We start from the raw sequence: 12,831 nt of genomic DNA, 5'->3' as shown, positions 1-12,831 counted from the left end.
TGCGGTCTGAAATGCCCGGTGGCGCTGTGCTTACCGGGCCTACGTTCCAGGGTTTTGTAGGCCGGGTAAGGCGAAGCCGCCACCCGGCAAAACACGGCTTAATGGTGCAACATCTCCTCCACCACCTGCTTCTTAAACATCTCGTTCGGGTAATAGGTCGGCCAGTTGTCCATCTCGTTCAGTAAGGCTTCATGCGAGGTGTTGCCCATAAAGATATGGAAATGCGCCGAGGCGCGCGGGCCGATGGTATGATCGCTGAACTGGACAAATTTCGGCGCTTTCGAACTGGCGTCTTTACATTCAAACAGGTAACGCACGCCCTTCTTGCCTGATGCGTAGGTCAGGATCTTGTAGCCGCTGTAATCATACTGACAGCTCGCCACCGATTTGCCGGTGTGGAATTCCATCACGTTATTTTCAATGCCGATGGTTTCCACATCCGTAGCGTAGCCCTTACGGTAATAGGCTTTCACTTCCTCGAACGATTTACTGGCGTCTTTTTCGACTTTCTTTTTAAATACCGGATCAAGCGAACCGTCCAGCAGGAAAGGATAAACCGACTGCCAGGTGCCGTCCCAGTCAGAGAGCTTACGGTCCTTAACGTCTTTATCTTCAAATACCCCGTTTGCCGCTTTTTGTTCCGCTTCGGTCATCTGATGGCCGTGCGAGTGGGCAAACAGCTGGCCGCTGACCAGCAGCGCCCCCAGAGTCATTGCAAATTTTCCAATGTGTAAAGCCAACGTGCGATCCTCACTCCATGTTACGAGAATGAGAATGTTATAATATAACATTTCAAAACACAATAACCCTAGATCGCCACCAGGCCGCGCACGCCTTCCTGTTCCATATTTTCTCCACGACCACGCTGGATGATGCTCCCGCGCGACATTAACAGGTAGTTATCCGCCAGTTCCGCCGCAAAATCATAGAATTGCTCGACCAGCAAAATCGCCATATCCCCCCGGCTGGCGAGCTGGCGGATCACCACGCCAATCTCTTTGATCACCGAGGGCTGAATCCCCTCCGTCGGCTCATCGAGAATTAACAGCTGCGGACGGCTCGCCAGCGCGCGGCCGATCGCCAGCTGCTGCTGTTGCCCGCCCGAAAGATCGCCCCCGCGCCGGTGCTTCATCTCTTTCAATACCGGAAACAGCTGCCAGATATCCTCCGGAACGCTTTTCGCTTCCCGTGCCGTAAAACGCGATAGCCCCAGCAGCAAATTTTCTTCCACCGTAAGGCGCGGAAAAATCTCGCGCCCCTGCGGAACATAGGCCACGCCAGACTGCACCCGGTGGTGCGGTTTCGCATGGGTAATCGTTTTCCCCTGCCAGACAATCTCCCCGCTGCGTGCCGGAATCAGCCCCATCAGACATTTAAGCAGCGTGGTTTTCCCCACGCCGTTACGCCCGAGCAAACAGGTCACTTCCCCGCCCGGCGCGTCAAAGCTCACGCCGCGCAAAATGTGGCTGCCACCGTAATACTGATTCAGTTCGTTCACCTGTAGCATGATGGCTCCTTAGCGTCCCAGATAGACTTCAATCACCTGCTCGTTGGCCTGCACTTCCCGCAGCGAGCCTTCCGCCAGTACTCGTCCCTGATGCAAAACGGTGACGTGATCGGCGATGGTTTCAACAAAACCCATATCGTGCTCCACCACCATCAGCGAGTGTTTCCCGGCGAGCGTGCGAAAAAGTTCTGCCGAATACTCCGTTTCCGCATCGGTCATCCCGGCGGCAGGTTCATCGAGCAGCAGCAAATGCGGCTCCTGCACCAGCAGCATGCCGATTTCAAGAAACTGTTTTTGACCGTGCGAGAGCATTCCGGCGCAGCGATCGCGCTCGGCACTCAGACGCAGAAGCGTTAACATCTCGCTGATACGGTCGCTCTGCTCCGACGTCAGCCGCGCGCGCAGGCTGGCCCAGACAGACTTGTCGCCCTTCATCGCCAGCTCGAGGTTTTCCCATACCGTCAGCGCTTCGAACACCGTCGGTTTCTGGAACTTACGCCCGATGCCCAGGCGTGCAATCGCCGCCGGTTCCAGCGCTGTTAAATCGATAGACTGATCGTAAATCGCCCGCCCACTCTGGGGACGTGTTTTCCCGGTGATCACATCCATTAGCGTAGTTTTCCCGGCACCGTTCGGGCCGATGACGCAGCGTAACTCCCCGACGCCGATGTTCAGCGACAGATCCGTCAGCGCCTGAAAGCCATCGAAATTGACGTTTATCGACTCCAGCTGGAGCACGGGATCGGTCTGGTCGCGAAAACGGTCGCCGGGCAACTGACGAGTAAAAAGTCCTTCGGCTGGCTGCATTATTTCTCTCCCTTACGAAAAAGCCCGTACACGCCGCGCGGTAAAAAGAGCGTGACCGCGATAAAAATCAGCCCGAGAAACAACTGCCAGTATTCCGGCATCGCCACGGTAAAGTAGCTTTTCGCACCGTTGACCAGCGCCGCGCCGATCACCGGGCCGACCAGGGTTCCACGCCCGCCGAGCGCGACCCAAATGGCCGCTTCAATGGAGTTGGTCGGCGACATTTCACCGGGGTTGATAATCCCCACTTGCGGGACATACAGCGCCCCGGCAAGTCCGCAGAGTACGGCAGAAAGCGTCCACACCAGCAGCTTAAATCCGCGCGGATCGTAACCACAAAACGTCAGGCGGTTTTCCGCATCACGCACTGCCGTCAGAATGCGGCCAAATTTGCTTTTCGCCAGCGCAAAACCGACAGCCAGTGACGCCACCAGTAACGCGACGGTCGCCAGAAACAGCGCGATACGCGTTGTCGTCGCCGTCACCGAAAAGCCCAGCAGCGTGGTGAAACCGGTAAACCCGTTGTTGCCACCAAAGCCGGTTTCGTTGCGAAAGAACAGCAGCATCCCCGCGTAGGTCAGCGCCTGGGTCATGATCGAAAAATAGACCCCTTTGATTTTGGAGCGAAATGCAAACCAGCCGAAAACCAGCGCCAGCAGGCCGGGGATCATCACCACCAGCAGCAACGCCCAGGCAAAATGCTGAGTCCCCCACCAAAACCACGGCAGTTCGCTCCAGGAGAGAAACGACATAAATGCCGGAAGACTGTCGCCCGAGGCCTGGCGCATCAGGTACATCCCCATCGCATAACCGCCGAGAGCAAAGAAAATCCCGTGTCCAAGCGACAGCATTCCGGCGTAACCCCACACCAGATCGAGCGCCACGGCGACGATGGCGTAGCAGAGAATTTTACCGACCAGCGTCAGCATCCAGGTGGAAACCGCCAGCGGATGGCTGGCCGGAAGCAGCGCCAGAAACGGCAGCACCAGCAGAATGGCGAGGATCAGACTGCCAAAAAGTTGGGTCGCGCGCGGCGCCTTACGCGCCAGTGTTAACGTCAGCGGCTGGCTCATCAGTCTGTTACCCTCCCTTTAAGCGCAAACAGTCCCTGCGGGCGTTTCTGAATGAACAGAATAATCGCCACCAGGATCAGAATTTTACCGAGCACCGCACCCATTTGCGGTTCGAGAATTTTGTTGAAGATCCCGAGGCCAAACGCCGCCGCCACGCTCCCGGCCAGCTGTCCGACACCGCCCAGCACCACCACCAGGAACGAGTCAATGATGTAACCCTGCCCAAGTTCCGGCCCGACGTTGCCGAGCTGCGACAGCGCTACGCCGCCCAACCCGGCAATTCCCGAGCCCAGACCAAACGCCAGCATGTCGATCCGCCCGGTCGGCACGCCGCAGCAGGCGGCCATGCTGCGGTTTTGCGTCACTGCCCGCACGTTCAGCCCTAGCCGCGTTTTGTTGAGGATTAGCCAGGTGAAGAACAGCACCAGCAGCACAAAGCCCAGCACCACGATACGGTTCCACGGCAGGATCAGATTGGCGTAGACCTGCACGCCACCCGAAAGCCACGCCGGATTTGCCACTTCCAGGTTCTGCGCGCCAAAGGTCATGCGCACAATCTGGATAAGCATCAGGCTAATGCCCCAGGTTGCGAGCAGAGTTTCCAGTGGGCGGCCATAAAGATGACGAATAATGGTGCGCTCCAGCGCCATACCGATTCCGGCGGTCACGAGGAACGCCACCGGCAGCGCCACCACCGGGTAGAACGCCAGCCACTGGGGCATGAACTGCGCCATCGCCTGCTGAACCATCCACGTGCAATACGCCCCGAGCATCAGCATTTCGCCGTGGGCCATATTGATCACCCCGAGCAGGCCGTAGGTGATCGCCAGCCCGAGCGCCGCCAGCAGCAGGACAGACCCCAGCGACAGCCCCATAAACGCCTGCCCCAGCAGATCGCTAATCAACAGACGATGCTCGATTTTGCGCAGACTGTTTTCCGCCGCCTCGCGCACGCGGGCGTCGGGTTCGGTTTGCACCTGAGTGAACGGCAACAGCCGGGTCTGCGTTTCGGGATCGGATGAGTGCGCTAACAGCTCGATGGCCTGCAAACGCACCTCCGCATTTGGGCTGACGAGCTGTAAATTGGCCAGCGCCACTTCCAGCGCCTGACGCACGCCTTCGTTCTTCTCCGCCTGCAGACGGTGCTGCAACATATTCAGCATTTCAGGTGTGGCCTCGCGCTGTAACTGTAGCGCTGCGCCCTTGCGTTGCGTGACATTGTCACTTGCAAGCTGATGCGTCGCCAGCGCCGCGGAGGCCAGCACCCGCAGGCGGTTGGTCAGGCGCACCGCTTTCGGGTCGCCCTCCGCCGCGGGTGAATCCCCCAGCGCCACCATGTCGCCATTCACGCGGGCAAAAGCGTGCTTCTGCCCGTCAGCAAACAGGTTCTCTTTTTGCAGCGCCTGCAACAGCGGCAGACGCTTCTCATCCGGGGCGACGGCCCACTTTTCCAGCAGTGCGGTTTGCTGGCTGCGGCTTGCGGCGACAAACGTGTCCGCATCCGACGCCTGCGCCATCCCTGGCAGCAGACCGGCAAGCCAGACTATTGCGACGAACATTCGCATTACGCTCATGGCTTTTCTCCGTGCGATTAAGGCTTAGTTACTGGCGGTTTTCATCGGCTGGTCTGGTTTTTTGTCGTTGCCCTGAATGAACGGGCTCCACGGCTGGGCGCGGACGGTCTCTTCAGTCTGCCAGACGACGTTAAACTGGCCGTCACCTTCAATTTCGCCAATCATCACTGGCTTATGCAGATGGTGGTTGGTGGCGTCCATCGTCAGCGTGAACCCCGACGGTGCTTTGAATGATTGACCGGCCATCGCCGCGCGCACTTTATCCACATCGGTGGTTCCCGCTTTCTCCACGGCCTGCGCCCACATATGGATACCCACGTAGGTGGCTTCCATCGGATCGTTAGTCACCACGGTATCGGCGTTCGGCAGTTTGTGCGCTTTGGCATAGGCTTTGTACGCCGCGACAAAGGTCTGGTTGGTTGGGTTATCGACCGACTCGAAGTAGTTCCACGCCGCCAGATTGCCGACCAGAGGTTTGGTATCAATCCCGCGCAGTTCCTCTTCTCCGACCGAGAACGCGACGACCGGCACATCCGTGGCTTTTACGCCCTGGTTGGCCAGCTCTTTATAGAAGGGAACATTGGAGTCGCCGTTGATAGTGGACACCACTGCCGTTTTGCCGCCCGCGGAGAATTTCTTGATATTGGCGACAATGGTCTGGTAATCGCTATGCCCAAACGGGGTGTAGACCTCTTCAATATCTTTGTCCTGAACACCTTTTGAGTGCAGGAACGCACGCAGGATCTTGTTGGTGGTGCGTGGATAAACGTAATCCGTCCCAAGCAAGAAGAAGCGTTTCGCGCTGCCGCCGTCTTCACTCATCAGATATTCCACCGCCGGAATCGCCTGCTGATTTGGTGCCGCGCCGGTGTAAAACACGTTTGGCGACATCTCTTCGCCCTCGTACTGCACCGGGTAGAACAGCAGCCCGTTCAGCTCCTCGAAGACCGGCAGCACTGATTTACGCGAGACGGAAGTCCAGCAGCCAAACACCGCAGCGACCTTATCCTGGCTTAACAGCTGGCGCGCTTTCTCTGCAAACAGCGGCCAGTTAGAGGCCGGGTCAACAACAACCGGTTCCAGTTGTTTACCCAGCACGCCGCCTTTGGCGTTAATTTCATCGATGGTCATTAACGCCACGTCTTTGAGCGGCGTTTCGGAGATCGCCATCGTGCCGGAGAGCGAGTGCATGATACCGATTTTGATCGTATCGGCAGCCTGAACGCCGAAACTCATTCCCATCGCCACAACGGAGGCCGACAGCGCGAAAGCTTTGATGAAGGTACGACGATGCATATTTTCACTCCTGAAAAGAAAGCTGTGCGAAAACGTCCGTAACCATGTGGACGCAGAATCAAACGTGTCAGCTTCAGGAGAGCAAAAAGGATGCCAGAATGGAAAACGGCGGAAATTCAGGGGAGTACAGGTGCAAAAAAAGCGTTAACGATTCAGAATAGCACAGCGCTGCATTAATAAAGTGCAACGCTGTGCCCGAAAAATCACCAGACTTCGTCAGCGATTTGCGTGACCAGACGCACTTTGTCCCACTGCTGGGTTTCGGTAAGACTGTTGCCCTCTTCCGTTGAGGCAAAACCGCACTGCGGGCTGAGGCAAATCTGCTCTTTCGAAACGTATTGCGCCGCCTCTTCCAGACGCGCTTTCACCCCTTCCGGGTTTTCCAGCTCGCCGTTTTTGGTGGTGATAAGGCCCAACACCACTTGCTGTTTGCCCGGACGGACGAAGCGTAGCGGCGCGAAATCCCCGCTGCGGTCATTGTCGTACTCCAGGAAGAAGGCATCCACGTTAACGGAGCCGAAAAGCACTTCGGCCACCGGCTCGTAGCCGCCTTCGGAGATCCAGGTAGAGCGGAAATTACCGCGACACACATGCAGACCGATGGTCAGATCCTCCGGTTTGCCTTCCAGCGCTTTGTTCAACACGCGGGCATAGGTGCGCGCCAACTGGTCTGCATCGTCGCCGCGCTCAGTAATCTGGCGGCGCTGATCGTCTGAGCAGAGATAGGCCCAGACCGTGTCGTCGAGTTGCAGATAGCGGCAGCCCGCTTCATAGAACGCATGGATAGCATCGCGCCAGGTGGTCGCCAGATCGTCAAAATAAGCGTCCAGTTCCGGGTAAACCGTCGCGTCGATGTCTTTACGCCCACCACGGAAATGCAGCACGCTTGGGCTGGGAATGGTCATTTTCGGCTGTGCGTTACCGCTGATGCTTTTCAGATAGCGGAAATCTTCCAGCATCGGATGGTCGCCAAAGGCCAGTTTTCCGGTGACACGCACGCCGTGAGCCTTAGTCTGAACGCCGTTAAACTGGATGCCCTGGTTTGAATCGTAGCGCTCCACGCCCTGCAAACCGTCGAAGAAATCAAAATGCCACCACGCGCGGCGGAACTCTCCGTCAGTGACTACGTGCAGGCCGCAGGCGCATTGCTGCTCAACTACATGGCGAATCGCATCGTTTTCCACAGCGCGGAGCTGCCCGGCGTCAATCTCACCGCTGGCGAACTGCAGTCGCGCCTGTTTAATCGCGTCGGGACGTAAAAAGCTGCCTACCACATCGGCACGGTACGGGGCGTGTTGTCGCTGCATGATTCTCTCCTTTGCTGCCGGCAATTGATTGCCCACAGTGATAATTCATTAATTGAACTTTTAGACTTCTGGATGGCTATATGTCCAAAAAGATGTCATAACCCCTGCGTTGCAGCAAACGAGAAAATTTCATGCGTGATGAATTATATTCATCTCTGACTTAATCCTCACTGGCAAAGGCGAAGTTTTCATCTTCCCAGCCAGTGATGCCACCGAGCATAATTTTGACTGGCAAGCCCAGGCGTGAGAGCTTCAGCGCCGCCCGATCCGCACCATTGCAATGTGGCCCGGCGCAATAGACCACGAACAACGTATCCTGCGGCCATTGCGCCATCATTTCGGCGGTCATTGCTGACCAGGGTAAATGGACAGCTCCCGGCAGATGGCGGCGCGCAAATTGCTCCGGGCGGCCTACCACATGTAGCAAAACAAAATCCTGCTGATGATTTGCCAGCGCGTGGTGCACGTCGGCACAGTCGGTTTCGACGCTCAGACGGCGCAGAAAATGGGCAACGGACTCCTGCGGGTCGGCGGTGGGAAATTCAGTGACGTAACTCATGGTGCTTTCTCCAGTTTGGCGTTTGTGTTAACAGTACGTTATCCAAAAATTCAGTCAGTGAATGCCTGCGGTTATGCCAGAAAACAGCAAAATGATGACAAACTTACGACAAGCATCGCGCCCGCTGGTGGTGGTCCTGGCGTATGACGGCCTGTGCACCTTCGAGTTTGGCGTGGCGGTAGAAGTTTTTGGCCTGCCGCGCCCGGAAATGGGCAACGACTGGTATCGTTTTAGCGTCGCCAGCGTTGAAGAAGGAGAATTGCGCGCCACCGGCGGGATTAGGATGGTGGCCGACGGCGATCTGTCGTTACTGGAACAGGCCAGCCTGGTTGTGATCCCCGGCTGGCGAGGTGCGGATGAAAGGGTTCCTCCTGCGCTGTGCGAGGCATTACGCAAAGCCCATGCGCGCGGCAGTCATCTGCTCTCGATTTGTTCCGGGGTGTTCGTTCTGGCTGCTGCGGGTGTGCTCGACGGACGCAAAGCCACCACGCACTGGCGTTATACCGAGACGTTAAAGACCCGCTTTCCGGCCATTCAGGTGATTGAAGATGTGTTGTATCAGGATGAAGGGACGGTCCTCACGTCCGCAGGGAGCGCCGCCGGTCTCGATCTCTGTTTGCACGTAGTACGCCGGGATTATGGAATAGATGCCGCAAATCTCGTTGCCAGGCGCCTGGTTATCCCCCCGCACCGTGATGGAACGCAAACGCAGCACGTGACGCGTCCGGTGGCAGTACTAAGAGAAAGTCAGCGTTTTGGCGAGCTGTTTGATTTCCTGCACCTGCAGCTGACGGTCAATCATAGCGTAAGCTCTCTGGCCCGACGCGTTGGAATGAGCGAACGTACTTTTTTACGCCGCTTTGCCAGTGCCACCGGGACAACACCCGCTCGCTGGCTGCTCAGCGAACGCCTGCTGAGAGCAAAAGAGTATCTGGAAAACAGTCGTTTAAGCGTCGACAGCATCGCTGAGCAAACGGGGTTTGGCCATTCCGCAACGCTGCGCCATCATTTTCGCCAGCACTATAATGAGTCTCCGACACAATATCGAAAACGCGTTAATTCAGGCCTCAGACAGAAGGAAATACGCTGAATTTTAAGCAAAAAAAACCGCCATAATCTGGCGGTAAATGCTTGCATGGATAGATATATATTTTGGTATCTACGTTCCGGTATTCCGTGACCGGTTGCGGATCGATAATAACTTAACACCCACAATTTAAATGAACACTAAACAAAGGGTTTACCCTGTTAGTTACGACTGAATATTCGTCGCCGTTGTGTTGATTTGCAGATACTTCATGAGCCCTTCTCCGGCGCTTTGAATAGCGCTCTCATTGACGGCCTCAAGATAAAACGCACGCGAGACGGCATAAGGCGCATTCTCAGCAGGGTAAACGGAATACTCGAATATCTTACCTTTCGCCTGGGTGCTGCAATCAAGACGCCAGTGCTGATCCGCCACTTTGGTACTGTTACAGGAAACGCGCCCGACATCACTGGTCAAATATGAACCGACACGCGTTTCTGCGGCCTGCAGATATTCTGGTTTGGCGGTGAAAGCGGTGTAACCGATATAAGCCACTGCCGCTGCTGCAATACAAAAAGACGTTATAGTTAATGCTGGTTTCATCTACTCGACCTGGTCCATAGTCAAAAGGCAATTATATCGGACTTTTCCTAAATACATAATCCCTGTCAGCCTCCTGAAAGAGTAAATCCCAGAATCTGAAGCCGATTTTTATTGTCCATAAATAGACTTGCGGTAATTTCAGCGCATAAACTGACAATTTATTTGCGTTAGTTTAAATCATCAAATAATAACCCAACGAAACTATTGGCATTATGGCCGCTAAATGTGATGCGGTGGTAACGAAATGGTTAAAACAAGTTTGGTTTTCATACTATTAACCTGTGCGCTATTTTCAGGTCAATTAATGGCAGGACATAAAGGGCATGAATATTTGTGGGTACAGAATGCAGACCACCAGCTACGTCATGCGGCGGACAGTGATGAACTGCGGAGTGTGGCAGAAGAGTCAGCGGAAGGTTTGCGCGAGCACCATCACTGGCAGAAGTCGCGCAAACCGGATACCCATTTTCGCTGATTAAGCGCCTTTGCGCTTTGGCAGAGTCTTCATCAAATCGTCAGGACTCACAGAGGCCACCACGCTTCCCGGCTGTGGCATCTTGAAGATGTGATTTTTCATCTTGCCAATTACGTGCATTTCGCACGGACGGCAGTCAAATTTCAGCGTCAGAACTTCATCGCCATTCACCAGCTGCATCGGCGTTGCTTTCCAGCTTTTAATATTGCCTTTGGCCTGTTTCGGACACAGATTGAAGGCAAAACGCAGACAGTGCTTGGTGATCATCACCGGCACGTCGCCCTTCTCTTCGTGCGCCTCATACGCTGCATCAATCAGTTGGACACCATAGCGATGGTAAAACTCCCGCGCTTTGTGGTTGTAAACGTTTGCAAGAAATGACAAGTGTGAATCCGGATAAACCGGCGCAGGAACGGATACCGCTTTGCGGCTGCCGCGCGGATAGTTTGCCAGTCGCGCATCATCAAGCATTTCTGCGGTTTCGCGGCGGAACTGGTTTAGCAGACTGTTCGGAACAAACAGCGCCGCAGGCAGGTTCACCTGAATATCACGCGCGTAATAAATAGTCTGCCCAAGCTTCGCTACGCCGTCTTTCAGGTTGTTCAGCGCTTTCTCGGCGTTATTGGCCTCTTCAAACTGACCATCCAGCGTATGTGTAACACTCACGCCGTCTTCGCTGGTCATGGTCAGGATCAGCTGCTCTTCCCAGCCGCCCAGTTCGATATCGACGGCAATCCGGCGCTCACTGGAGGTTTTCAGCAACGCCTGCTGCCAGTTGTGATCCAGGTTGCGATTCAGCGCCGCGTTCGGACGTGCCTTATACAGATCGGCAGGCATTTCGTTTGGCCAGACGCGATACTGATTTTCGCCGGTTTTCTCCACGGTATTCGCACGGAAACCGACGATTTCACGCTTGATCATCACGTTCAGACCATCGCCGTTCGCCAGCGTTTCGGTCACTTTCACGTCGAGATGGTCTTTGGACACTTTCAGCACTTCACCGACTGGCAGGCCGATAAACTTGGGTGAATCGAAGGCGCCGATATCGTCTTTACGCGCATTCACAAAGTAATCGGTGCTGCCGCGATGAAAGGTTTTATCGGTGGACGGAATGAAGAAATGCTCGGTACGCCCGGCGGACGCGCGCGCCAGATCGTTTCGGTCTTCAATAATGGCGTCCAGCATCTGGCGGTAGTGCGCCGTGATATTTTTCACGTAGCTCATGTCTTTATATCGCCCTTCAATTTTGAAGGAGCGCACACCCGCGTCGATCAATGCCGCGAGGTTTGCGGTTTGATCGTTATCTTTCATCGACAGGAGGTGTTTTTCAAAAGCCACGACGCGGCCCTGATCGTCTTTCAGCGTATACGGCAGACGACACGCCTGAGAGCAGTCGCCACGGTTGGCGCTGCGCCCGGTCTGGGCGTGGGAAATGTTGCACTGCCCGGAATAAGCCACACACAGCGCACCGTGAATGAAAAATTCAATGGTGGCGTCTGTCGCCTGGTGAATATCGCGGATTTGATTCAGATTCAGCTCGCGCGCCAGCACTATCTGGGTGAAACCAACGTCAGACAGGAATTTCGCTTTTTCGACGGTACGAATATCGCACTGGGTGCTGGCATGCAGTTCAATCGGAGGAATATCCAGTTCGAGCACGCCCATGTCCTGAACGATCAGGGCATCGACGCCGGTCTGGTATAAATCGGTAATCAGGCGTTGCGCAGGCTCGAGTTCATCATCATGAAGAATAGTGTTCAGGGTCACGAACACTTTCGCCCCAAATCGGTGGGCAAACGGCACCAGCTCAGCGATATCGCGCAGGCTGTTGCTGGCATTATGGCGAGCGCCAAAGCCAGGACCGCCGATATAGACCGCGTCTGCACCGTGCAGAATTGCCTCGCGGGCAATCGAGGCGTCACGGGCCGGGCTTAAGAGTTCAAGATGATGGGATTGCAGGCGCATACTTCGTCGTTATCCGTTATGGTCAAAATGGCGGCTATTGTAGTCAGAAGTCTACGACAGCGAAACCGTTTTGCGTACCTTTAACGGGGATAATGAATCAACGAATGAAAGTGCACCGTCTGGCTGCTGCTGTTGCGATAGGCATGGGGTTTGTCCCCTGCAAAACGCAGGCCTGAATCAGGCAAAATCGTGCGCCAGACCCCTTCAATACACATATCTAGTTCTCCGCTGATCACCACCACATGTTCAATCACACCGGCTTCGTGCGGCGTGGATTCACTCAACGCACCAGGCGCGAGGGTAATCGAGAAATGATCAAACTTAAGCGCGTCATCCCAGGGGAACAGCGGTTTGACCACCATCGCCTGCTCTTGAGGATCGAAAACCGGCTGCGGATGGGCTTCCGGCGTAATAAATGCCGAGAACGGAACGTTCAAACCCGTGGCGATTTTCCACAGCGTAGAGACGGTCGGGCTGGACTCGTTGCGCTCGATTTGTCCGAGCATCGCTTTCGACACGCCCGTCTCGTCGGCCAGTTTTGACAGGCTCCAGCCTCGCGCCTGACGCTCAGTTTTCAGCGTTGAGGCAAGATGTTCAGTGATATTCATAGATCCTCCCGTTGCGGCGAAGTGTACCAC

At 55.5% G+C, this 12,831-nt stretch carries 13 protein-coding genes; 2 read left to right on the top strand and 11 right to left on the bottom strand.

The window, feature by feature from the left end; translation table 11 throughout:
• Positions 1-98: 98 nt before the first annotated feature.
• From zinT to C3708_RS01230, 8 genes are all read right to left on the bottom strand, one after another.
• Entirely contained in the window at positions 99-740 is a 642-nt protein-coding gene (gene zinT / locus C3708_RS01265; RefSeq protein ID WP_103948975.1) for a metal-binding protein ZinT, read from the bottom strand.
• A 68-nt stretch (positions 741-808) separates the two neighbouring features.
• Positions 809-1,507, bottom strand: a complete 699-nt coding sequence (gene urtE, locus C3708_RS01260; protein ID WP_095281997.1) for an urea ABC transporter ATP-binding subunit UrtE — start codon at positions 1,505-1,507, stop codon at positions 809-811.
• Between the two features lie 9 nt (positions 1,508-1,516).
• A complete protein-coding gene (gene urtD / locus C3708_RS01255) occupies positions 1,517-2,314 on the bottom strand; it encodes an urea ABC transporter ATP-binding protein UrtD (RefSeq protein WP_095281996.1) in 798 nt (265 codons plus the stop codon).
• On the bottom strand, positions 2,314-3,387 hold the full coding sequence (gene urtC / locus C3708_RS01250; protein WP_103948976.1) for an urea ABC transporter permease subunit UrtC: 1,074 nt from the start codon (positions 3,385-3,387) through the stop codon (positions 2,314-2,316). Before urtC ends, urtD begins: the two co-directional genes overlap by 1 nt.
• Complete coding sequence (gene urtB, locus C3708_RS01245; protein WP_103948977.1) at positions 3,387-4,961, bottom strand: urea ABC transporter permease subunit UrtB; 1,575 nt, start codon at positions 4,959-4,961, stop codon at positions 3,387-3,389. The genes urtC and urtB overlap by 1 nt, the downstream gene beginning before the upstream one ends.
• A gap of 24 nt (positions 4,962-4,985) precedes the next feature.
• Entirely contained in the window at positions 4,986-6,257 is a 1,272-nt protein-coding gene (gene urtA, locus C3708_RS01240; protein ID WP_103948978.1) for an urea ABC transporter substrate-binding protein, read from the bottom strand.
• Between the two features lie 203 nt (positions 6,258-6,460).
• Positions 6,461-7,564 carry a cobalamin-independent methionine synthase II family protein gene (locus C3708_RS01235; RefSeq protein ID WP_103948979.1) on the bottom strand — a complete coding sequence of 368 codons (1,104 nt, stop codon included), beginning with the start codon at positions 7,562-7,564 and terminating at the stop codon, positions 6,461-6,463.
• A gap of 160 nt (positions 7,565-7,724) precedes the next feature.
• Positions 7,725-8,123 (bottom strand): rhodanese-like domain-containing protein, encoded by a 399-nt coding sequence (locus C3708_RS01230; protein WP_103948980.1) that lies wholly within the window; start codon positions 8,121-8,123, stop codon positions 7,725-7,727.
• 73 nt (positions 8,124-8,196) lie between these two features.
• On the opposite strand from C3708_RS01230, the gene ftrA reads away from it, so the two are divergent.
• Positions 8,197-9,213, top strand: coding sequence for a transcriptional regulator FtrA (gene ftrA / locus C3708_RS01225; RefSeq protein WP_103948981.1), 1,017 nt, complete (start codon positions 8,197-8,199; stop codon positions 9,211-9,213).
• 162 nt (positions 9,214-9,375) lie between these two features.
• Here ftrA and C3708_RS01220 read toward each other — a convergent pair whose 3' ends face one another.
• Entirely contained in the window at positions 9,376-9,753 is a 378-nt protein-coding gene (locus C3708_RS01220) for a hypothetical protein (RefSeq protein ID WP_103948982.1), read from the bottom strand.
• A gap of 244 nt (positions 9,754-9,997) precedes the next feature.
• On the opposite strand from C3708_RS01220, the gene C3708_RS01215 reads away from it, so the two are divergent.
• Entirely contained in the window at positions 9,998-10,228 is a 231-nt protein-coding gene (locus tag C3708_RS01215; protein WP_103946293.1) for a DUF2554 family protein, read from the top strand.
• Here C3708_RS01215 and C3708_RS01210 read toward each other — a convergent pair whose 3' ends face one another.
• Together C3708_RS01210 and C3708_RS01205 are read right to left on the bottom strand one after the other, a co-directional pair.
• Positions 10,229-12,193, bottom strand: a complete 1,965-nt coding sequence (locus C3708_RS01210; protein WP_103948983.1) for a U32 family peptidase — start codon at positions 12,191-12,193, stop codon at positions 10,229-10,231.
• A gap of 80 nt (positions 12,194-12,273) precedes the next feature.
• Positions 12,274-12,801 carry a helix-turn-helix domain-containing protein gene (locus C3708_RS01205; RefSeq protein ID WP_095281986.1) on the bottom strand — a complete coding sequence of 176 codons (528 nt, stop codon included), beginning with the start codon at positions 12,799-12,801 and terminating at the stop codon, positions 12,274-12,276.
• Between the last annotated feature and the right edge of the window lie 30 nt (positions 12,802-12,831).

The organism is Lelliottia sp. 7254-16, assembly GCF_002922995.1.
GTDB classification, from domain to species: domain Bacteria; phylum Pseudomonadota; class Gammaproteobacteria; order Enterobacterales; family Enterobacteriaceae; genus Enterobacter; species Enterobacter jeotgali.
This window is presented reverse-complemented; position numbering and strand designations above follow the sequence as displayed.